Origin of the sequence: Dysosmobacter segnis (assembly GCF_014297285.1) — a bacterium.
Classification (GTDB): Bacteria; Bacillota; Clostridia; order Oscillospirales; family Oscillospiraceae; genus Oscillibacter; species Oscillibacter segnis.
The window spans coordinates 138793-159774 of sequence record NZ_JACOQI010000007.1; the positions used below are offsets into that span (position 1 = coordinate 138793).

Below are 20982 nucleotides of genomic sequence, written 5' to 3' on the forward strand. Positions count from 1 at the left end.
CTCATTCCCCCTTCATATCCGCAAACCGCTGAAGGTCGAAGGTGCCGCCTCGCTCCTCCGGCAGCGCTTCTCCCTCCGCCAGCCGCAGCAGAAGGTCTTCCATTTCGCCGGGCGTCAGGTCCCGCAAGACCTCCAGCTCATCTCCGTAAATCGCTTCTCCCTGACAATAGCAGCTATCCCGCAGAATGGCGGCGTTGCACAGCAGCGTCCGTTCCAGCGGATCTTCCACCCTCTCCCGATAGTACCGCCACAGCTCCAGCAACTTCCCCGCTGTCAGCGGCTTCAGAGCGTCCACTGTCCTCATGCGGTAGTCTCGATGCGCCGGGCCGCCGTCAGCGTCACCCGTTCCGCCACGGTGGCGTTCAGCTCCCCGTCCTCCTGAATGCCGCTCCACTCACAGCCGCTGTAAATGACCTTGCGGTCCGGCTTGCAGATCACAAGAGAGAAATCCGTGAGATTATAGAAGTCGATGCCGTCGGAAATGGCCGTATCCGTGGCGTACAGTCGGGTCAGCTCCACGGTATAGCTCTTCTGCCCCTCAATGGTTGCCACCGGCTCACTCTCGCCGAAGGCCTCGATATTCTTGCTGGACTTGGCTGCCTTGGCCCGGTAGCTCTGCACCACGGCGATCTTCCGCCCGTCCAATTCCAGATAAATGTCCGCACTGGTGGGAAATCCCTTCATATCCGTCCCTCCTTAAACCGTCAGATGCACCGTCAGGCGGATCTGGTTCAACCCATGTGCCACAGCAAAGCTGAACTCCACCAGACACACCGTGGGATCGTCCGCTGCGGCCGTCACCGCCACCTCGCCGTAGCTTTCGATGATCTGTGCGTCCTTTTTCTTTTCCAGTTCCACAATGGTCTGTGCCCGGATAGCCCCCCGGCCCTGAGCGGTGTTCTTGGCTCTGGCAAACTTGCTCCGCAGGGCAGACCGCACCGCAGGGATCACATCGTCGGCAATCAGGACGGTTGTCAGTTCCCGCCAGGTACTGTCGGCGGCGCTGCCGGTTTTTGTCCGGGTAGTGATGCCCCGCACCGGGGATACCACGCCCCCTACGTCCTCCAGTGGCGTTACGCCGCCTTGAACCAGCAGGTCAATGTCATTGTCACTGTAAACGCTCTGTAAACCGCCGATGCCGTACAGCTCCGCCCCGTTCAGGGGTACTGCCGGGTCCGCGCCGCAGGCAATAGCACCTGCCACCGCCGCCGCGGCAAACACACCGGAAAGGGCTTTGCCGCTCTCATCCTTCATATCCGGGCCAACCAGTACCATTCGCTCACTGTTGATGGCCTCCGCCCTGGTCACCAACTGCGCCGCCGTATCTCCGCTGCCGCCGATGACGCCGATCCGCTCCCCTCTGGCCGCAGATGCCGTTTCCACGGCGGTTTTCAGTGCCTTCTGGATGGTCAGCTCGCTGCTGTCGCACACCACCACCTGTACATCGCAGTTAGCCAGGGCGGCAAACGCCGCCTGATAAGCTTCCAATCCCCCGCCTGCACCTACCCGTACCGCGTAAACCGTGGATGCGCCGTTGGCGAACAGCAGCTTCAAAAGTGTGCTCATGCCCGGCGTGTCAGCGCCGTCCTCACCAAAGGCCTCCACACCGGCGCCATAACCAGTCAGTGTCACCGCTGTATTGGCCGTTCCCTTAACGGCCAGGGCCGCCACGCCGATCCGTTTGGCCGCCCGACCGGCAGACGTCACGCTGGACGCGTCATACACCGAGTAGACCCCCGGCCGCTCATGTCTCATCTCACTCACTCGCTCATAACTCCTTTCAGTCGGAAATCCAGAAATTCTCCGGACTCCACGGCGCTCTCCGTCAGAAACAGGGCTCTGCATTCCAGAACGCCCCGCCGCAGGAACATTCCCGTGGTCTTCTCCCAGCAAATGGCCTCCCAGGTAAGTTCCCCGGTGCGGACTCCCTCCGGAAGCCCGCCCAGCAGCACCTCGGTGGCCGTTTCGCAGCCGCGTTCGCAGTCCGCCGCCCGATTCGCCCGCAGTTCCACGGTGATCTGCCCGAACAGCTCCTTGCCGTAGCGTTCCCGGACCGCCTGAGTCTCCGGGTCCTTCATCTCTCCTAAATAATGGCAGAAGCCCGCCGTTTTTCCGCTGGCCGCGCCGACACCCACCGCCGCAACCACGCCGCTGTACGCCATGGCCTGCTTCTCAGGGAACACCTCCATAGCCTGAATCCCGGCCCCGCGCAGGGCGTCCAGCACCGCCATGCGGATCTGTGACAATTCCTTCATTCCGCTGCCCTCCGCTCCGGTTCCAGCAGGGCCCACCAGTGATTGATCTCGTCCGACAGGGCGTGTTCCCGGCTGCTTCGCACCCGAAAGCTTCGTCCCCTCCAAATGACGGTATCCCCCGGCTGGACCTCCTCCAGCCCGGTATACCGCCACAGCCGTTCGTCTATCCAGCCGATGGACGTCTGCTCTCCCGGCACTGTCTCATCCCGAGCAGCGGCAGGCTGGATAAAGGCCCGGACGGACTTCTCGCCGTCTCTGCTCCGCAGCGTTACGGTCTGACCGTAATGTTCCAGGATCTCCCCCATCACGCCGGTCATCCCCGCACCCCCCTGAAGCAAAACTCCCCGGAGGCGGCATAGGGACGCATCAGCCGCTCCGCCGTCTGCCGCAAGGTCTCCGCCATCACAGCCGCGGATTGACCGCCGCTCTGCCGTACAGTCACCTCACCCACGGTAAAGGACTCCGCCCTGCACCGCTTTCCCATGTAGTCCGCCGCCGCCATGAACGCCGCCGCGCACCGCAGCGCGCCGCCGCAGTCCTCCTTCGTCACACCGGGGTCCAGGCGGCTCTCCCAAGCCGCCTCCGCCGCTTCACACAGCACCGCCAGCAGCGGGTCCTCCTGAGAGGCGCCGCACAGCTCCGCCGCTAATGCGGCCGCCGTTATCTCCATAGGTCACTCCCCTTCCGTTTCCGCTTCACCGCACCGGGAATCCCGGTGCGGTGGACAAGCTCAGACCTTCAGCACCTTGGCCGCGTCGGTAAACAGCTTGGCAAAGCCGGAAACCGAGGTAATGGCTGCCCGCTCCAGCTGGCGGTCAATGAGCTTGTCATACTCCACCACCACTTCACTGCCGCAGATCTGCTCCAAGGCGTAGTTCTTGTCCAGACCGATGATGGTCCCGGCAGGCACGGCGCTGGAACGCAGCAGCTTGGCCCCCAGAGGAGTGGTCAGCTTACCGGTGGCCTGGAAATTCAGCCCGGTATTGGGATTCTGGAACTCGCTGAGCTTCAGCATGGCCAGCATCATGTCATTGCTCACCAGCATGGTATTCATGGTATAGGGATCGAACTGCGCCCAGAAGTCCAGAAGTACGTCATAGCTCAGAGCACCCTTGCTGCCGCCGATGGGATTGCTGCCCACCTCATAGACCTTGGCGGCATTGTTGTTGCCATCGCCGTCTTTCAGTACCTTCACGGCGTCCTCCAGATGCATCCGGCCCATGTACGCGCCGATCTGCCGCAGCGTCACGGCAAACAGGTCCAGTCTCTGGAAGCGGATGGCCTCATAGGGAGCCACCAGCATACGGCCCCGCTTATGAAGCCGCACCAGATTCTCCTGGGTATGAATGGTGGTCTGGGGGATCTGCGCGCCCTCCTCCACACGTTTGAGCTTCTTTTCCTCCTCCGTAGGAGTGGATGCGATGGAACGGTAATCCATACCGTCAAAATTGGTAACGGTGGCGGTGATATCCGGCAGGATGCTCTCCTCCTCCATACCCTGACGCACCACACGGGACACGAATTCCGGGAACAGCACAGCGGACTCCGTAGACCAGAAGAACTTCTCCACTCTATCGCTGCCCGCGCCCTTCACCTTGATGTCAAAGCGCTTGAGCTGACGTTGGAAGGCGTCCAGTCCCTCCAGAGAGGTGCCCTTGTAGTTCTCGCTGGGGTCCAGAGCTTCCAGCGTCTGTGCAAAGCTGCGGCCACTCTGACTGTACATACCCTTTTCCAGTTTCAGATTTTCATAATGATAAGCCATATTCTCTCCCCCTCCTTACAGCACAATGGTCACGGTTTTAGCAGTGGTATCCACCTCTACGGCAAGATAGCTCTTGCCGCCGGCAGAAACGACCTTCACGCCGCCGCTGCCGTCCGCTGCCAAAGAGTTCCAACCAGCAGCAGGCGCGGAAGCCCCGGTGTAGCTTACCGTCACCATGCCCCCCATAGCCACAGAGCAGGCTTTGCCGTCTCTGGCCACGGACAACACCACACCCTCAAAGCCGTCATTGTCCGCGCATTTGGCAACTGTTCCGCTGCCGCTGACCTTCACCACCTGCCCCGCGGACACACCGTCGCAGGCAAAGGTGGCGGCCCACTGGCCGATGCCCTCATAAGAAACGTTCATGCAATTTCCTCCCTCATATTGTGTTTGTCCCATCAGACAAGGAACACCGCTTCATCCTCCCGCTTGGTCTCCGCCTGCTGCCGCAGCTGCGGAGCCACGGGAAATTTCTTCGCGATCTGGGCCTCATAGGCCCTCTTTAACTCCAGCAATTCCGCCTCATCCAGTCTCCCAACGGCCTTGGTGAAGATTTTTCCATCCAGATGCCCGTCCGCCAGCATAGCAAGACGCACCACCTCCCGGCGCAGCCCAGTCAGATACCGCTGACCCAGCTCTGCCTGCTTGCGCAGCGTCCGCAGCTCTGTCCCCTCGGAGCCGAACCGCTTCACCACCCCGGCCCTGGGCTGGGCAGGCACCGCCACAAAGGACCACTCATAGGCGTCCTTGGGATCCTTCAACTCCATAAAGCACAGCTTTTCGCCGTACATCTGACCCTTCACATGGCCGCAGGCGCCGTTTTCCGCGCCGCACACGGAGCACACGCTCCGTCCCATGCTGCATCCCACGCTGACCTCTTTCTTGATACCACCCTCGATCTCCGTGATAAGCTCCTGATTCTTTTCCGTCCGCATCAGGTAGGCCCATGCCTTCAGCCAGCAGTATTCGTCCCCCGCCGCCGTCACGGTGCCGGGCTCCCGTACCACCTCCGTCCGGTAAATCCGGGCCGTCTGACCCTTGGCTGACCACTGGTGGTCAAAGATCCCGCTCTTTCCCAAAAACAGCTCTCCCAGCCGTTCCAGATCCTCCGTGCCAAACCGCTCAAAATCCCGATCCACCTCGTTGTCGCACAGCCGCACGCTGAATGTATACACCTGATCCGCCGTCAGCTCCGCCTTGCTGAACCGGTTGATCTGATCCAGTTCTTCCTTTGTCAGCATCCGTTTCCTCCTGTCACGCTTTTTTCGCGGCCCCTGCCGCCCTGTCCTCAATTTTACCTTCCGCCGCGTCATTCTCGATTCGCAGCTTCCTCGCCTGCTCCCGGTACAGCTCCGCCTTGGCACCCCCCACAAAAGCGCCGCTTTTGCGGGGACCCCTTCATTTCACTCAAATCGTCAGACAAGGTCCGCCGATTTCAAGGTTTTGCTCCGCAAAACCCTTGGCGCGGCAACGCCGCGGCTCGCTTACGCTCGCAGAAGCCAAGGCACGTCACTTAGTTCCTTCCGCCGCGTCATTCTCGATTCGCAGCTTCCTCGCCTGCTCCCGGTACAGTTCCGCCTTGGCTTCCTCTACCTCATCCTGCAAGTTGATATCCTCCCAGTCCACCCGGAACGCCGCCGTCTCTCCCTGCATCCGCAGCCACATCCGGCAGATCTGCTCCACCACCGGTGTCAGCGTCCGTCGAATAGCGGTGATCTCTGTGGTGAGCATGTCCGCCTGCTGGGCGCTCATCCGCTCCGTGGAGTTCCAGTTCAGCCCCAGCATAAAGGGCGGAATGGAGGTCTTCGCCACGATCTGCTCCAACACCTGCCGCACCGGCACCTGACTGTCCAGAATGGGCGCGTCGCCGCCGATGACCTTGATATCCACATCTCCCACCGCCACGAAGTCCCGGACACTGCCGCTTCTGGTATCCTGCATAGCCCGGCTCCACTCGCTGGCAAGAAGCTGCCCCCGTTCCGCGGCATTGCCGTCGCCGTCCCGGCAGGTCACGGCAAACCGCATATTGCCGCACCGTTCCCAGTTGACCCCCACCGTGTTGTAGATCTTCATCAGAATATCCGCCATAAACGGCAATCCCCGCAGCAGCGACACGCCGTAGGGGTGCTCGGCTTCCGGATGCAGCGGAGTGAACAGCAGCAGCTCCTGATACGGCAGCGCTGCCATCCGCCCCCGCTCATCCGGCCCGAAAATCTGAAAATCCAGCGGGCTTTCTCCCTCTCTCAGCTCGATCCGGTCCATCCGTCCGCACAGCAGCGCCGCCAGATCCCGGTTTCCCGCCGCAGGCACCATCTCGCCTACGGCGCCGCCGCAGATCAGCAGCGATTCCAGGTACTGCTCCAAAAAGGCGTTGATACCGTACTGTCCCCGCCCCGCCGGGACCCGCTCTAAAAAGTCCCGCAGCCGCTTTTCTGTCTCCGGATCCTCACAGAACACCAGCGCACCGCCGCTGAGGCGGATCAGCTTGCACACGGCGGCGTCCACCACCGGTACAGCCTCCCGCACCGCCTGATACAGCCGCAGCTCTCCGCCGCGCTGAGGCGTAAAGCTCCGCAGCCCCGCATAGGGATGCCGCTCCCGGTCCCGCAGCTGCATAGTCTGGGCCGTTGCCGCTTCATCGCCTCTCCTTTTCCAAAAATTCAAACGAACCTCTCCTCCCTTCGGAAATCGGTCTCCTACTCTCCCGTCCACACCCGCTTTTGGTGTACAGTCCCGTACAACATTTTATATATTTCCTAACGGTATCTGCCCCTCGCCACGCTGACTGCCGCAAATCCGCCCTTTTCCCCGCCTGACAGATCCATGGCAAAGTACCGCATCTCCACCGTTGGGCCAACCGGCTCCCAGCCACTTCGTGTCTGCCAGCCGGGGCCCTGCCTCGACACCGCCTCGCTTCTTCCGCCCCCGGCGGCGCTTCGGCGCTGTCCATGGCATGCCGTGTATTAAAATCGGAACACGATCATGCCTGCCGTCTCACGCTGGTCACAGCGAACCCCCCGCTCCGCTCCCCCATCAGATCCATGGCAAAATACCGCATCTCATCCATAGCATGATCGTGTTCCTTGCGGGGGGCGTCTCTTCCGGTCCGCTCGTCCCAGCAGTACAGCGCCATCTCCCGCAGACAGTCCCGGCAGGTATCACACAGTACGATCCGCCTCTGCCTCAGCAGATCCGCCGTCACCCGGATGCCGTCGGCCACATCGTTGTTGGCCTTCTTTACCCGCCAGCCCCGCTGCCGCAGGGTCTCGATGAAGCTGGCCGCCGACGGGTCCACGATCACCCGCTGGATCTCCCGCCCTGCCGCCAGCCGCTCCAGCATATCCGCGTACTCCGCGTCGGTTTTCTGCTGTCCCTCCCGGCGGGAATCGTAATAGACCTCCTCTACCCGGTACCAAACGCCGTCCCGTTCCCCCCAAAGACCCATGGACAGCGGATTCACCGTCCCGTAATCCACGGATACCCGCCACCGGCTGAAGGCCCCCTCCGGCGCCGGTGCCGCATCTCTGGCTGGGTCGAAAAAGTCATACACCAGACCCTGAGCCGCCGCCCATTCTCCCTGCACGAACCGTCGGTAAAACACGCCCGTATACAGCCGCTCATACCGCTGCCGGATCTCCGGCGACAGGCCGGGATTATCCGCCATCGTAAAGTGCAGCCGCAGCGCCCCCCGGCTCTCCGCCTTCTCGATCCACTCCTTGTAAAACCAGTGTTCCGGCCCCTCCGGATTGCAATTGAACCACAGCTTGCTGCCCCGGACGCTGCACCGGGCCACCGCCTGCTCTACAAAGGACCGTGGCATCAGTGCCGCCTCGTCCAACAGCAGTCCCGCCAATGTGCTCCCTTGGATCAGCGCCGCGCTGGACTCGTCTTTCCCGCCAAACAGCAGAAATTGATTCCGTTGCCCGCCAAACTCCACCATCAGGGAATTGGCGCTCCTGTTTTCACGCACGATCATACCGATCCGCCGCAGGCAGGGGACCAGTTCCGTCAGCAGATTCCGCCGCAGTGCTCCCACCGTCTTGCCGCACAAGGCAAACTGCCGTCCGTCAAAACAACTCTGGGCCCACAGAAAAAAGGACAGTCCCATGCAAAACGTCTTTCCGCTGCGGACTGCCCCATCGCAGATGATGGCCTGCCAACGGTTCTGCCTCCACCAGGTCAGCACCTGCCTTTGCTTGCGGGAAAACCGGATCATATCATTTCTCATTCCAGTCTCCCGTTTCCCCCGGCAGCGCCGCCAGCGCCTGAAGCAGCGGATCCGCCTGCTGGGGTTCACTGGCCTCCAACAGTTTCCACAGCGTCTCTAACGCCCGGACCCGGTCCACCAGCTTGACCTCTACGCCCTTTTCTGTTACCCTTAGTTCAGACACAGCCGACAGCTCCAAGCCCTCCGGCTCCGTCTCTCCCCGGCGCAGCGCCAGTGTCACCGCATCATCCACCCGGCCAAAGGCCAGCCGTGCCAGCTGCCGCAGTACATCCTCCCGCTTCAGCTGCGCCGCCGCATCGCAGCGCATCCGTTCCAGCTTCTGTTGGGTCCCTTTCTGCCCCAGCATGGCGTAGCCGTCCCGTCTGCCGATTTCTGCGGCAGCCTGCTCCGGATCCATGGTCCGCAGATAGGCCCTGCAAAAGCGGCCATCCTCCTGTTTCTTCTCCAAAGCCGTCCCCCCATTCCATCCCTCCGGCAGATTTTCAGAAAAAGTGCATCTCTCTGTGCAACGTCTTTTCAAGACGCAGCCGAAGCTCTGCACGTTTTCTCTTTCCTCCCATTTAATTTTTAGCAACAATTTAACGATCCGTCTGCTATACTGAAACCAGCAAGGAGGCTTCCTATGTCTCATCCCAATTCCAAATCCAAGACCAACCTGGCCACCCTATTCCCCTTCTCCATGCGGGACCTCATTGTCACCGCGCTGATCCTCTTTGTGGCCGTGGCCTTCTGTATCCTACTGCAGAGGCTGGACCCCAGCGCTGGCTTCGCCACGCCGGTTTTTGTGCTGACTGTGCTGCTGACCTCCCGCCTGACCACCGGCTATTTCTGGGGTCTTTTCTCTGCGGTGCTGGGCGTCATCGCCGTCAACTTTTTCTTCACCTTTCCCTATTGGGCCTTCAACCTGACCATCACCGGCTACCCCCTGTCCTTCCTGACCTTTCTCAGTGTTTCCGTCATCACCTCCGCTCTGACCACCAAAACCCGCCAGTTGGACAAGCTACGAATGGAAAATGAAAAGATCCGGATGCGGGCCGACCTGCTCCGCTCCGTATCCCATGATATCCGCACCCCCCTGACCTCCATCATCGGCTCCACCTCCGCCGTGCTGGACAATCCCGACCTCTCCCAAGAGGATCGCCGTTCCCTGCTGGAGGATGTGAAGCAGGAGGCCCAGTGGCTGATCCGCACCGTGGAAAATCTCCTTTCCATCACCCGCATCGGCAGTGACCGGACAGAGCTGAATAAGCAATTAGAGCCGGTAGAGGAGGTTTTGGCGGAAGCCGTTCAAAAGGCCCGCAAGCGGCTTCCTGACATCAAATTCTCTGTGGAGGTCCCGGCGGAGCTGCTCATGGTCCCTATGGACCCCATCCTCATCGAGCAGGTCCTCTCCAACCTGATTGAAAACGCTGTCATCCACGGCCAAACCACCACCGCCATCCATCTCAGGGCGGAAAAAACGGAGGATAACTTCGCCGCCTTCTCCGTTCGAGACAACGGTCAGGGCATCTCCCCGGCCCTCCTGCCCCACTTATTCGATTATTCTATCCGCCATGCCTCTCCCCCCACGGGAGATGGCAAGCGGAACATGGGCCTGGGGCTTTCGGTGTGCAGCGCCGTGGTCAAGGCCCACGGCGGGCGTCTCACCGCCCATAACCACCCGGATGGTGCGGAATTTATCTTCTGCCTGCCCATGCCCCCCGCCGATCCCGCTATTTCCACTGATTTATCCGAGGAGGAAACCCTATGAACATCCGTGAAAAGATTTTGGTCATTGAGGACGAAAAGAGCATCGCCCGCTTTATCTCCACCATTCTCACCGCCAATGGCTACGAGGCTATGCGGGCCGCCAGCGGAGCCGAGGCCATGTCCATGATCTCCTCCCACTGCCCGGATCTGGTAATTCTGGATCTGGGCCTGCCGGATATGGACGGTCTGGACATTCTGCGCCAGCTCCGCAGCTGGTCCACCCTGCCGGTGGTGGTGGTCTCCGCCCGCTCCCACGAGCAGGACAAGGTCTCCGCTTTGGATTTGGGGGCCGATGACTATCTCACCAAGCCCTTTGGCACCGATGAGCTGCTGGCCCGTGTGCGGACGGCCATCCGCCACACCCGCACCGCCACCGGCAACAGTGAGATTGCCCAGCAGGGCACCTACACCGTAGGCGACCTCACCATCGACTACAACAAGCATCAGGTTCTCGTCCGGGGTGAAAACGCCAAGCTGACCCTCAGCGAATTCCGGATCGTCGCTCTGTTAGGCAAGCACGCCGGCCGTGTGATGACCTATGATTCCATCATCAAGGAGCTGTGGGGGCCCCGGGCCAGCGGCGACAACCAGATCCTTCGGGTCAACATGGCCAACATCCGCCGGAAGATTGAGAAAAATCCTGCCGAACCGGAATACCTTTTCACCGAAGTAGGTGTAGGCTACCGTATGGCAGAATCCGAAAACTGACGTACATAAACAGCTCCTCCGCCAAAAGGCGGAGGAGTTGTTCTGTCTTTTGAAGATGTCCCGCGAGACGACCTCCAATTCCGCGTTTTCAGAATGACCGGCCCGTCTCCCGCATACAGTTGCAGTGCACCCATTTCTCAAAATCAATGCTTGGGAGTGTCGAACGATGGCAATGTCTTATATCTGGTCCGGTCTGGTAATCCTCTCCTTCCTTTGGGGCTTTTTTCACGGGAACCTCAGCGCCGTGGCCGCCGCCGCGCTGGACGGTGCCCAGTCCGCTCTGGAGCTGAGCCTTTCTATGGCCGGCATCCTCTGCCTTTGGAGCGGCGTCATGGAGATTCTGAATGTCTGCGGTCTGTCCCGCCGCATCGCCGCGCTGTTCCGTCCGCTGCTGCGCCGCCTGCTGCCCAACGCCAGCCGGGACGAGGAAACGCTGGCGGCAGTCTCCGCCAATGTCTCCGCGAACCTTCTGGGCCTTGGCAACGCCGCCACGCCGCTGGGCATCCAAGCCGCCCGGCGGATGGCCCGAAACTGCGGCGGCACTGCCAGTGACGAGCTGTGCCTGCTGGTGGTGCTCAACACCGCCTCCATCCAGCTTCTGCCCACCACCGTGGCCTCCGTCCGGGCTGCCTTCGGCAGTGCCGCCCCCTTCGACATTCTGCCCGCCGTCTGGATCAGTTCTCTCGCCTCTGTCACGGTGGGCCTGCTCACCGCCCGCCTTCTCTCCCGCCGGAAAGGAGGCCCTGCATGAACCCCTCTGACCTCATCATCCCCCTGCTGCTGGCGGGAGCCGCCGCCTGCGGCACCGGGCGCCGGGTCAACGTCTACGCCGCCCTGACCCGCGGCGCGGAGGACGGTCTCACCGTCCTGCTCCACGTAATCCCCGCTCTGGTGGGCTTACTCACCGCCGTCAGTATGTTCCGGGCCTCCGGTGCCATGGATGCGCTGGCCCAGCTGTGCGCCCCGGTTCTGAACCTTCTGGGCATCCCGGCAGAGACCGTGCCGCTGATGCTGGTCCGCCCCGTATCCGGCAGCGGCGCACTGGCCGTTGCCAGCGATCTGATGGCCTCCCACGGGCCCGACAGCTACATCGGCCGGGTGGCCGCCGTCATGCTGGGCAGCACAGAAACCACCTTTTACACCATCGCCGTCTACTTTGGCTCCGCTGGCATCGTCCGTACCCGCCACACCGTCCCGGCGGCGCTGGCGGCGGATCTCACCGGCTTTTTGACCGCCGTCCTCACCGTGCGGCTCCTGTTCGGTCCCTAACATTTGCAAATTCACGCAAAAAAAGCACGGCAAAGCCGTGCTTTTTCGTTTTCCTTATGCAGGTTTTCTCATCTTTCGTTCAAATGCGCCCGCAGACGTTCCAGATTTCCCCGCATAAGCGTCACATACGTCTCTCCCCCTGCCAACTCATTTGGGGACACGTTGTGGCAGGTGTGGAACATGGCAGTTTCCGCCCCCGCAGCCTCGGCGATGGCGTCCGCCACCAGATGATTGGAAAACTCAATATACCAGACCGTCGAAATCCCTTCCTCCCGTACCTTGTCCGTCAGAAAAGCAATGGTCGCGGCGGACGGTTCCGTCTGGGTGGAGCATCCCGGAAATGCCGCGTAGTACCGCAGATCAAATTCTTCCGCAAAGTACCGCAGTGGGAACCGATCTCCAAACACCATGGTCCGGTCCGGCAAGCTGTCGAAAAACGCATGAAATTCGCCGTCCAGAGTGTCGATCTCCTCCGCATATTTCTCTGCGTTGGCCCGATACCGTTCCCCATTCGCACTGTCCAACTCCGCCAGCACCTCCCCAAACTGCCGGGTGATGGCCGCGGCGTTGGCCGGGGCGGTCCAAACATGCTCATCGATCTCCGTCACGGTCCCTAAGTGGTCGTGGTCATGGTCATCCTCGTCCTCATCGTGGTGATGCCCCACTTCCTCCTGCATCCCCTCTACGTGCTCCTCCTCCAGAGTCTCCACGCAGTCGATCAGCGCCAGTGTCCGGCCCGTAGGCTCCGCCGCCTCTAAAATCGTTTCTACCCACTGGTCGGAGTCCCCTCCCAGATACAAAAAGAGGTCACAGCTCTGCACCTTCAAAATATCCGCCGGGGTGGGTTCATAGGAATGGCTTTCCGTCCCCGGCGGCAGCAGTAATTCCACATCCGCTAAGTCTCCGGCGGCGGCCCGGGCAAAGTCATACGCCGGAAATACAGTCGCTACGATGTGCAGCTTTCCATCCTCCGGTTCCTGCACGGATGCCGGTGCGCATCCTGCCAGCAGCGCCAGTGCCAGCATACAAATCAACAGTTTTTTCACAGTGGTCTCCTTACAATTTGAGAATCATTTTCAAATAAGATACCACATCCGCCCTCAAAAAGCAACCCCGACTATCCGTCGGGGCTGCCTCTGTTTTCCTGTTTACTTGCTGCGCTTCAGAACCTCACACAGCAGCTTCCACGTCCGCTGGACGGACGCGATGTGCATCCGCTCTCTGGGCGTATGGATATCCGTCAGGTCCGGGCCGAAGGACACACAATCCAGTCCCGGCAGCTTTTCACCCAACAGGCCGCACTCCAGACCGGCGTGAATCGTCTCCACCACCGGCTCCTTGCCGTACTGCTCCCGGTAGACCTCGATCATCCGCTCCCGGAGGGGAGAATCCGGCAGATATTCCCAGGCGGGATAGTCACCGATCACGTCCACACGGCCCCCCATCTGCTCCGTCAGGCACCGCAGGCGGTCCCGAACCATCTGCTTCTGGCTGGCTACGCTGCTGCGGACGGAGCACACCGCCGTCATTTCATCGTCGCCGCATTTCAGAATGCCTATATTCAAGGAAGTCTGCACCAGACCGGGAATATCCATACTCATGGCCTGCACCCCGTTAGGCAGGCAGGTCAGCATGCAAAGCGCCTTGCCGGTGGTCACTTCGTCCATCGGCAGGCTCTTGGTCTCCACCGTTTCCACAGCTACCGTCAGACCGGGATCCGCGATCCGGTATTCCTTCTTCATCTCCGCAGCCAGCGTCTCCGCAGCCTTCCGGGCCGCACTGCCGTCAACCACGGTGACCACCGCCGCCGCCGCCGTGGGGATGGCGTTGTCCTTGCTGCCACCCTCGGCGGATACCAGACGCAGCTCCGTCACGGCAGACATGGCCCGCAGCAGCCGCCCCATCAGCACATTGGCGTTGGCATGGCCCTTGTTGATCTCCACGCCGGAGTGACCGCCCACCAGGCCGGACACCCGCACTACCAGCGTCTCCCCAGAGAAGTTCTCCCGGACCAGCGGCAGATGGCAGAACACGCTGCTGCCACCGGCGCAGCCCACGGTGAAGATCCCCTCCTCCTCGGAGTCGATATTCAGCATGGTCCGGCCTTGCAGAGGTGTCACATCCAGCACGGCGGCACCCAACATACCGATCTCCTCGTCGGTGGTCAGCACGACCTCCAGCCGGGGATGCTGCACGGTGGTGTCCTCCAGCGCCGCCAGTGCCATGGCTACGGCGATGCCGTCATCGCCGCCCAGAGTTGTCCCCTTGGCGCCTACCAGATCGCCGTCCGCAAAGAGGTCCAAGCCCTCCTTGTCCATATCCTTGGCGCAGCCCGCCTCCTTTTCGCATACCATGTCCACATGGCCCTGCAGGATCACCGCCGGGGCGTCCTCATAGCCCGGCGTGGCCGGGGCGATCAGGATCACGTTGTTGGCTTCGTCCTGATAATGCTCCAGCCCCAGCTTTTCGCCAAACGCCACGCACCAGTCGCTGATGGCCTTGGTGTTGGTGGAGCCGTGCGGAATGGCGCACATCTCCTCAAAAATTTCAAATACCCGCTTCGGTTCTAAATTGGACAGGATCGCCATGTTACTTCTCTCCCTTTTTCTGTAATTTTATTTTGTTGCCCTTTTCATCCACGATATAGGTATTGTCCAGCTGCCCTTTCAAATTGCCCAGCACGGAATCAATGTATTCCCGCCGCAGGGCGGCGCGCTCCATCTCCTCCCACTCCGTCAACCCTTCGGGGCTTTTTGCCTTCTTCGCCAATTCGTTGATCCGGTCTATTTGCTTTTGTTCCATATTTACTCCTTTTCCGCGGTTTCCCGTTCAAAAACGAGGTCTATCGTTTCTATAAAGCCGCCTGCCCGTTGGGTGGCCGGGATCCAGCCCGCAAACCGCCATCCGTCGGCAGCCCATTTCCGGATGATCTCCTGATGGCCCACTGTTGCCAGTCCAACGCCGCCCAAAAAGCTGTACCCGCCGGAGCCGGTGCAGTCCACCCGTTCAAATTCATATTCCAGCACAGAAACCACCTCTCACTTATAGCACTGCACGGTGATGGGGATGCGGCCCTTTTTCGTCAAGGCTCCCACCTCCGTCAGCTCAAATTTCCCAAAGCCCCTTGCAGAGACCGTATCGCCCTCGGAAACCGTCCGATCCGGCTTCGTGCACTCCCGCCAGTTCAGCTGCACCCGGCCGCTTTCGATAAGTGCCGCTGCCTTGCCCCGGGCCATGCGGAAGCCGGTGGAGCACACGGCGTCCAGCCGCAGGGAGGACACCGTATCCCGCCGTTCCTCCCGTCGGATCTCCGGGATGTGGACGCAGCCGGGGTCGATCTCCGCCACCTGCAGCTTTACCCGTCCGGCGGACTCCCAGCTTTGCGCCAGAAATTCCGCCACGGTATCCAGCACCAGCACATCGGCGCTGGCCGGCCCTACTAAAATATCTCCGATTTTCTCCCGGACGATCCCCATGCCCATGAGACTGCCCAAAAAATCCCGGTGGGTCAGATTCTCTCCCTCCCGGAAGGCCGCCCGCAGACACCGGATGGGGCTGTACGTTCCGGCGTCCGAAGGGTCCATCCAATCCGGCAGGAACAGGAGCACCGCCCGTTCCGCGCCGTCATAGCCGCCCCAGCGGATATATGCTGTTTCCGGAATTCCCGCCGCATGAAGCAGATCGGCGGCCTGCGCCTGCTGGGCGGGGCTTAAAAAGTCCGTTGCCGCCGGGATATTCCGCTCTGATGCCTGCTTGGCCCGATCCAGTACCCGGGCCAGCAGCGTCCGGTCCTCTCCCAGAGCGCCGCACTGGTCCAGCAGCTTGCTCTTATCCATGGCGCAGCTCCTGTGTCCGCACCAACCGGGCATAAGCGCCGTTTTTCGCCATCAGCTCATCATGCCGCCCCAGCTCCGCCACCCGGCCGTCCTCGATCACCGCGATGCGGTCCGCGTTCCGCACGGTGGACAGTCGGTGGGCAATGATGATGGTAGTCCGCCCCTGGGAAAGCCGTTCAAAGGTCTCCTGCAATTTTGCCTCCGTCACGCTGTCCAGCGCCGAGGTGGCCTCGTCCAAAATCAGCACCGGCGGATTTTTCAAAAAGATCCGGGCAATGGAGATCCGCTGCTTCTGTCCGCCGGAGAGCAGCGTCCCCCGCTCGCCCACATAGGTCTCCAAACCGTCAGGCATGGCCTGAATATCGTCATAGATCTCTGCCAGCTGCGCTGCTCGGATGACCTCCTCCTCGGTTGCCTCCGGCTTGCCGCAGCGGATGTTGTTCAGAATACTGTCAGCAAACAGAAATACGTCCTGCTGCACCACGCCCACCTGCTGCCGCAGAGAGCGCTGGGTCACGTGGCGCACATCCTGTCCATCGATGCGGATATCACCGTCCGTCACATCGTAAAATCTTGGGATCAGCTTGCACAGGGTAGACTTTCCGCCGCCGGAGGGGCCCACCACCGCTAGCGTCTCTCCCGCCTTGATATGCAGATCCACATCGTGAAGCACATCCAGATCTCCCTCATAGGCAAAGCTGACGTGGTCCACATCCACCTGTCCCTTTACGTCGGTCAGCTCCACGGCGTCCGGCACGTCCTTCATGGCCGGCTCCGTCCGCATCAGCTCCAGAAAGCGGGAAAAACCGGCAGTGCCGTTGGCCAGCAGCTCGGAAAAGTTGGCCAGCTTCCGAACGGGATTCACAAAGGTTGTGATATACAGACTGAAGGTGATCAGGTCCACGGTGTTCAGCTCGCCCCGCATAATGAGGACGCCGCCGGCGGCGATCACCGCCACGGAGAGAATGGACAGGAAGAATTCCATCACGCCGTTGAATCGGCCCATCGCCTTATGAAATTCCTTCTTGGAGGTTTTATAAATGTCATTGGAGACATTGAACTTCTCCAGTTCCTCCGCCTCGTTGGCGAAGGCCTTTGCCGTGCGGATGCCGGAGATACCGGACTCGATCCCCGCGTTAATGGCGGCGGTTTTCTGCTTCACATGGCGGGACGCCTGACTCATCGACCGGCGGCAGGTCCACACCACGATCAAAAACACCGGCAGAATGGCGGCGATCACCAGCGCCAGCCGCCACTGGATCGTAAACATGATGACAAGGGCGCCGATGACGGTCACGCCGGAGATGAAAATATCCTCCGGGCCGTGATGGGCCAGCTCCGTGATCTCAAACAGCTCGCTGGTCAGGCGGCTCATCAAAGCGCCGGTCCGATTGCGGTCATAGTAGCCGAAATCCAGTTCCTGCATGTGGCGGAACAGATCCCGGCGGATGTCCGCCTCTACCAGAATACCAAAAGTGTGCCCGTAGTAGCCGATGATATAGGTCAACACCCCCCGCACCGCAAAAGCCGCTGCGGCCACTGCCATCACCGTGAAAAAGGTGCGGTATGCGTTCTGCGGAAGCAACTCGTACATACACCAGCGGGACAGGTACGGAAAGGCCAGATCGATCAGCGCAATGGTAAGGGCGCAGACCATATCCAGCACAAACAGCTTCTTATGGGGTTTGAAATAAGACAGAAAGATCCGCAGATCGGACCGCTCCTGAAATTCCTTGGTGGTCATGAAAAATTCAAAGCTCCTCTCACAGAGTACAGCCGCTTTTTCCGGCTGCTGTCCGCCTCCGGCGGACCGATAGCTGCATCATACCATGATTTTCCCACCTTGGCAATGGGGAAACAGCCCCCCGAACGCGCCGCGTCCGGGGAGCTGTCGGAAAAGCGTATGCTCAGCTGTTGGTCAGATAATCGCCCTTCATGTAGCCGGTGGTATCCCGGCCGCCGGGGCCGGAGAAGGTGATCTCATACCAGCCGTCACCGGCGCTCTTCACGATCTTCACATCGCTGCCGTTTGTCAGGGATGCAATGGAATCGTAGCTCTTGCCAGGACCGGAACGGACGAACACACCGCCGCCGGCATTGGTCACCTTACCGCTGCCGGTTTTCAGGGCCCCGGACGTGGTTGTGGTGCTGCCGGCCGTACCTGTGGTAGTACCCGTGGTTGTACCTGTTGTGCCCGTGGTGGTGCCGGAGGCACCTGTGGAAGTGGTCACCGCTGTGGTTGACAGGAATTCACCCTTCATATAACCGGTGGTATCCCGGCCGCCGGGGCCGGAGAACGTGATCTCATACCAGCCGTTCCCGGCGTCCTTCACCACCTTCACCTCGTCGCCGTTTTTCAGGGAAGCAATGGGCGTACCGCTGGTGCTGGGGTCCGGTCGGACATTAACGCCGGTAGCGGCGTTCACCACAGTGGCGGTACTGCCGGTCATTGTGCCCGGCGTGGTAGGTGTTGTGGGTGTAATGGGCGTGGTGGTATCCGGTTCATCCGGCATCACGCCGGGATCCGTATTGTCCTCAGGCTCCTCCATCTCGCCCGGTTCCGAGGGATTCTTCTCCGTGCTGTCATCCGGCTGCACCGGCGTCACCACGCCAGGTTGAGGCGTCACCGGATCCTTGGGGCCGGTAGGACTTTTGTCATCCCGCAGCAGGAAAAGCAAAATCCCCGCCATGATCAGGATCAGCACCACCAGTATCGGCGTCAGCACGCTGAAATGACGGCTCTGCCGGGCCCGCCGGCCTCCCCGGTCCTTGCCCTTTCGCAAAACCTCTTCCTCCTCGCAGAAGGGGCAATACTTATAGGTATCGGAGTATTTCTCCCCGCAGTCGGGACAGCGCTTCATCGCCATAGTGGTCCTCCTTGTATCCGCACTCGACAGTATCAGACTCTCGTAAATTTATACTTTACATAATACCGATTTTTGTGCATTCAGTCAAGTAGAGCCGGGTCGATTTCACAGGAATTTCATACTTTTTCTTGCTTTCATGTTATCGGACACCTATAATAAAATTATATACTGTCAACCAAACGTGAAAAATACGCCTGCCATCACCAATACGCACCCCACGTGCCCGCTACTTTATATGAAATGGGAGGTTCCTCATGAGTACCATCCTGATCGGTATCGCCGGCGGTACCGGCTTCGGCAAAACCACCCTCACCCGGCATCTGAAAGAGCATTTCGGCCCGGAAGTCACCGTCATCGGCCATGACAATTACTATAAGCGTCAGGACGGCAAGACTCTGGAAGAACGGGCCAAGGTAAATTATGACCACCCCGCCGCCTTTGATACGGAGCTGCTCATCGAGCATCTGAAGGAGTTGAAAGAGGGCCGCCCCATCCGTTGCCCGGTCTACTCTTATGTGGAGCACAACCGCACGGAGGAGACCCGGGAAATCCTCCCTACCAAGGTTATCATCGTAAAGGGCATCCTGATTTTCCAGAACCCCACTCTCCGGGATATGTTTGACATTAAGATCTTTGTGGAGACGGATGCCGACGTCCGCATCCTCCGCCGTGCTTTGCGGGATGTGGAGGAACGGGGCCGGACGCTCCAATCTGTTGTCACCCAATACCTCACCACGGTAAAACCCATGCACGAGCAGTATGTGGAGCCAAGCCGCAAATTTGCCGACATCATCGTCTTGGAGGGCGGCCGCAATCTGGTGGCCCTGGAGATGATCATGCAGCGCATCCGCGCCCACATCGACACCCCTTGAATTTTCTAAAATCGAAGCGGAGATGGCTTTTCCCATCTCCGCTTCGTCATATTTCGGCATGATTATACATTTCGGAATCATTTCACCTGCCTTTTACGGTTTTTCCCCGTCTGGCGCCAACAACTCCAAAACCTGACTCTCTCCCAGCACACGGATTCCGTGTGCCCGCAGCAGTGCCGCCGTTACGCCGTCCCCGGCGGTGAGGGTGCCGGTAAATGTGCCGTCATAAACGGCTCCGCAGCCGCAAGAAGGGCTTCGCTCCTTCAGCACCGCCGCCTTACAGCCCAGCAGCTGATATAGCCGCAAGGCACACGCCGCCCCCCGGCGGTACTGCTCCGTCACGTCCTCCCCGGTGCACATCACCACCCGGTCCCCCCGCCGTTCCGACGGATTTCGCGGGGTGGGCAGACCGCCCATCTGCTCCGGGCACATCGGGATCAACTCGTGGCGCCGCGCCAGTTCCTCCACCCAGAGTTGTGGCTTGGATGTGCCGTCATACCGGCAGGGAAGGCCCAGCAGACACGCTGAGATCAGGATTTTCATTCTATCCCCTCCCCATAGCCCGGTGTTCCCGCTGAAGCTCCCGGTAAAGCCGTCCCGGCGTCCAGCTTCGGTTGTCCGGCGTCAGCACCGCCTTCAGGCATATGACCCCGGCCTGACGCAGCGCCGCCAACAGGCCGTCCAACTCCCGCTCCAAACCGCAGAATACCAGCATCTTCCCGCCGATGGGCACACCGCTCTTTCCGCCGGTCTTTCCTTGGGCCAGAGCATCCAGCGTCAGGCCGCAGCTCTCCTTCGCCACCGGCACGGCCTCTCCGCCGAACTGCTGAACGATACCCGCCACCGTTAAGATCTCCGGCAGCGTTTCAAACCCAAACAGCAATACCTTTTTCACAGCTCCACCTGCTTCCCGTTCAGGACCGCACTTTCCAGCCGATCCCCAGCGTAACACAATTTCAGGGAGAAAAACGGTTCGTCGGAATCCAGCAGCCGCAGAAAGATTTTATCTCCCTCCCACATGGGCAGGGTCAGCAGCTCCGCCTTTTTGATCCACGCCAGATCCCCCTCATCGCAGACGTGAGGTTCTCCGGTCCAATCGGTAGCGGTAAACAGGTGCATATACTCCGTGGGCCACTCCGTATTCACAAAGGTCACGAGTCCCCGGTAGCGGTAGTCTGTCAGGGTCAGGCCTGTCTCCTCTCGGCACTCCCGCAGCAGACAGTCCTCCGGGCTTTCCTTGTCCTCAAACTTGCCGCCAATGCCGATCCACTTATCCCGGTTGGCGTCATGTTCCTTTTTCACCCGATGGAGCATCAGGTATGCGTCTCCCCGTTCCAGATAGCACAGGGTGGATTGCAGCATGAAACCACATCCTTTCTCTGTTATTATACCTGCTTTTCCCAAAAAAGAAAGCCCCGGCAAGCCGAGACTTTCTT

At 60.4% G+C, this 20982-nt stretch carries 27 protein-coding genes; 5 read left to right on the plus strand and 22 right to left on the minus strand.

Annotated elements, in window-relative coordinates; translation table 11 throughout:
* Position 1 precedes the first annotated feature (1 nt).
* From H8Z83_RS09250 to H8Z83_RS09305, 12 genes are all read right to left on the minus strand, one after another.
* Positions 2-304: a hypothetical protein gene (locus H8Z83_RS09250; protein WP_187014752.1), complete on the minus strand. Its 303-nt coding sequence runs from the start codon at positions 302-304 to the stop codon at positions 2-4.
* Positions 301-684, minus strand: a complete 384-nt coding sequence (locus H8Z83_RS09255) for a hypothetical protein (RefSeq protein WP_187014753.1) — start codon at positions 682-684, stop codon at positions 301-303. The genes H8Z83_RS09250 and H8Z83_RS09255 overlap by 4 nt, the downstream gene beginning before the upstream one ends.
* A gap of 12 nt (positions 685-696) precedes the next feature.
* Positions 697-1755: a phage tail sheath C-terminal domain-containing protein gene (locus tag H8Z83_RS09260; RefSeq protein ID WP_207732031.1), complete on the minus strand. Its 1059-nt coding sequence runs from the start codon at positions 1753-1755 to the stop codon at positions 697-699.
* 5 nt (positions 1756-1760) lie between these two features.
* A complete protein-coding gene (locus tag H8Z83_RS09265) occupies positions 1761-2255 on the minus strand; it encodes a hypothetical protein (RefSeq protein ID WP_187014755.1) in 495 nt (164 codons plus the stop codon).
* Positions 2252-2572: a hypothetical protein gene (locus H8Z83_RS09270; RefSeq protein WP_187014756.1), complete on the minus strand. Its 321-nt coding sequence runs from the start codon at positions 2570-2572 to the stop codon at positions 2252-2254. Before H8Z83_RS09270 ends, H8Z83_RS09265 begins: the two co-directional genes overlap by 4 nt.
* A complete protein-coding gene (locus tag H8Z83_RS09275) occupies positions 2569-2925 on the minus strand; it encodes a hypothetical protein (protein ID WP_187014757.1) in 357 nt (118 codons plus the stop codon). The genes H8Z83_RS09270 and H8Z83_RS09275 overlap by 4 nt, the downstream gene beginning before the upstream one ends.
* Before the next feature lie 60 nt (positions 2926-2985).
* A complete protein-coding gene (locus tag H8Z83_RS09280) occupies positions 2986-4017 on the minus strand; it encodes a phage major capsid protein (protein WP_187014758.1) in 1032 nt (343 codons plus the stop codon).
* Between the two features lie 15 nt (positions 4018-4032).
* Positions 4033-4383, minus strand: a complete 351-nt coding sequence (locus H8Z83_RS09285; RefSeq protein WP_187014759.1) for a hypothetical protein — start codon at positions 4381-4383, stop codon at positions 4033-4035.
* A gap of 32 nt (positions 4384-4415) precedes the next feature.
* Complete coding sequence (locus tag H8Z83_RS09290) at positions 4416-5258, minus strand: hypothetical protein (RefSeq protein WP_187014760.1); 843 nt, start codon at positions 5256-5258, stop codon at positions 4416-4418.
* A gap of 268 nt (positions 5259-5526) precedes the next feature.
* Positions 5527-6681, minus strand: coding sequence for a serine/threonine protein phosphatase (locus H8Z83_RS09295; RefSeq protein WP_187014761.1), 1155 nt, complete (start codon positions 6679-6681; stop codon positions 5527-5529).
* Between the two features lie 316 nt (positions 6682-6997).
* Positions 6998-8245: a PBSX family phage terminase large subunit gene (locus H8Z83_RS09300; RefSeq protein WP_187014762.1), complete on the minus strand. Its 1248-nt coding sequence runs from the start codon at positions 8243-8245 to the stop codon at positions 6998-7000.
* Positions 8235-8693 (minus strand): terminase small subunit, encoded by a 459-nt coding sequence (locus H8Z83_RS09305; RefSeq protein ID WP_187014763.1) that lies wholly within the window; start codon positions 8691-8693, stop codon positions 8235-8237. The genes H8Z83_RS09300 and H8Z83_RS09305 overlap by 11 nt, the downstream gene beginning before the upstream one ends.
* 174 nt (positions 8694-8867) lie before the next feature.
* On the opposite strand from H8Z83_RS09305, the gene H8Z83_RS09310 reads away from it, so the two are divergent.
* The 4 genes from H8Z83_RS09310 to H8Z83_RS09325 all read left to right on the plus strand — a co-directional run bounded on the left by H8Z83_RS09310 (position 8868) and on the right by H8Z83_RS09325 (position 11971).
* Positions 8868-9995, plus strand: coding sequence for a sensor histidine kinase (locus tag H8Z83_RS09310; protein ID WP_187014764.1), 1128 nt, complete (start codon positions 8868-8870; stop codon positions 9993-9995).
* Positions 9992-10702, plus strand: a complete 711-nt coding sequence (locus H8Z83_RS09315; protein WP_187014765.1) for a response regulator — start codon at positions 9992-9994, stop codon at positions 10700-10702. Before H8Z83_RS09310 ends, H8Z83_RS09315 begins: the two co-directional genes overlap by 4 nt.
* A 166-nt stretch (positions 10703-10868) precedes the next feature.
* Entirely contained in the window at positions 10869-11453 is a 585-nt protein-coding gene (locus H8Z83_RS09320; protein ID WP_187014766.1) for a spore maturation protein A, read from the plus strand.
* On the plus strand, positions 11450-11971 hold the full coding sequence (locus H8Z83_RS09325) for a spore maturation protein (protein ID WP_187014767.1): 522 nt from the start codon (positions 11450-11452) through the stop codon (positions 11969-11971). The genes H8Z83_RS09320 and H8Z83_RS09325 overlap by 4 nt, the downstream gene beginning before the upstream one ends.
* A gap of 68 nt (positions 11972-12039) precedes the next feature.
* Here H8Z83_RS09325 and H8Z83_RS09330 read toward each other — a convergent pair whose 3' ends face one another.
* The 7 genes from H8Z83_RS09330 to H8Z83_RS09360 form a co-directional block, all read right to left on the minus strand.
* Positions 12040-13017 carry a metal ABC transporter substrate-binding protein gene (locus tag H8Z83_RS09330; protein WP_337786362.1) on the minus strand — a complete coding sequence of 326 codons (978 nt, stop codon included), beginning with the start codon at positions 13015-13017 and terminating at the stop codon, positions 12040-12042.
* Positions 13018-13119: 102 nt separating this feature from the next.
* Positions 13120-14559 carry an aminoacyl-histidine dipeptidase gene (locus tag H8Z83_RS09335; protein ID WP_187014768.1) on the minus strand — a complete coding sequence of 480 codons (1440 nt, stop codon included), beginning with the start codon at positions 14557-14559 and terminating at the stop codon, positions 13120-13122.
* A 1-nt stretch (position 14560) separates the two neighbouring features.
* Positions 14561-14773, minus strand: coding sequence for a DUF896 domain-containing protein (locus tag H8Z83_RS09340; RefSeq protein ID WP_187014769.1), 213 nt, complete (start codon positions 14771-14773; stop codon positions 14561-14563).
* Positions 14774-14775: 2 nt separating this feature from the next.
* Positions 14776-14997 carry a DUF4177 domain-containing protein gene (locus tag H8Z83_RS09345; protein WP_187014770.1) on the minus strand — a complete coding sequence of 74 codons (222 nt, stop codon included), beginning with the start codon at positions 14995-14997 and terminating at the stop codon, positions 14776-14778.
* Between the two features lie 12 nt (positions 14998-15009).
* The gene (locus H8Z83_RS09350; protein WP_187014771.1) at positions 15010-15807 is read right to left on the minus strand and encodes a YlmH family RNA-binding protein; all 798 of its coding nucleotides are present in this window, start codon (positions 15805-15807) and stop codon (positions 15010-15012) included.
* Positions 15800-17551, minus strand: a complete 1752-nt coding sequence (locus tag H8Z83_RS09355; RefSeq protein ID WP_187014772.1) for an ABC transporter ATP-binding protein — start codon at positions 17549-17551, stop codon at positions 15800-15802. The genes H8Z83_RS09350 and H8Z83_RS09355 overlap by 8 nt, the downstream gene beginning before the upstream one ends.
* 163 nt (positions 17552-17714) lie before the next feature.
* The gene (locus tag H8Z83_RS09360) at positions 17715-18674 is read right to left on the minus strand and encodes an SH3 domain-containing protein (RefSeq protein WP_187014773.1); all 960 of its coding nucleotides are present in this window, start codon (positions 18672-18674) and stop codon (positions 17715-17717) included.
* Positions 18675-18928: 254 nt separating this feature from the next.
* Here H8Z83_RS09360 and udk point away from each other — a divergent pair, with 254 nt between their 5' ends.
* Positions 18929-19546: a uridine kinase gene (gene udk / locus H8Z83_RS09365; RefSeq protein WP_187014774.1), complete on the plus strand. Its 618-nt coding sequence runs from the start codon at positions 18929-18931 to the stop codon at positions 19544-19546.
* Between the two features lie 93 nt (positions 19547-19639).
* Here the strand turns inward: udk and H8Z83_RS09370 are convergent, their stop codons facing one another.
* The 3 genes from H8Z83_RS09370 to H8Z83_RS09380 are packed head-to-tail and all read right to left on the minus strand — an operon-like array spanning position 19640 to position 20908.
* Positions 19640-20089 carry a 2-thiouracil desulfurase family protein gene (locus tag H8Z83_RS09370; protein WP_187014775.1) on the minus strand — a complete coding sequence of 150 codons (450 nt, stop codon included), beginning with the start codon at positions 20087-20089 and terminating at the stop codon, positions 19640-19642.
* A gap of 1 nt (position 20090) precedes the next feature.
* A complete protein-coding gene (locus H8Z83_RS19560) occupies positions 20091-20441 on the minus strand; it encodes a DUF3783 domain-containing protein (protein ID WP_366464037.1) in 351 nt (116 codons plus the stop codon).
* A complete protein-coding gene (locus H8Z83_RS09380) occupies positions 20438-20908 on the minus strand; it encodes an NUDIX hydrolase (RefSeq protein ID WP_187014776.1) in 471 nt (156 codons plus the stop codon). The genes H8Z83_RS19560 and H8Z83_RS09380 overlap by 4 nt, the downstream gene beginning before the upstream one ends.
* Positions 20909-20982 lie beyond the last annotated feature (74 nt).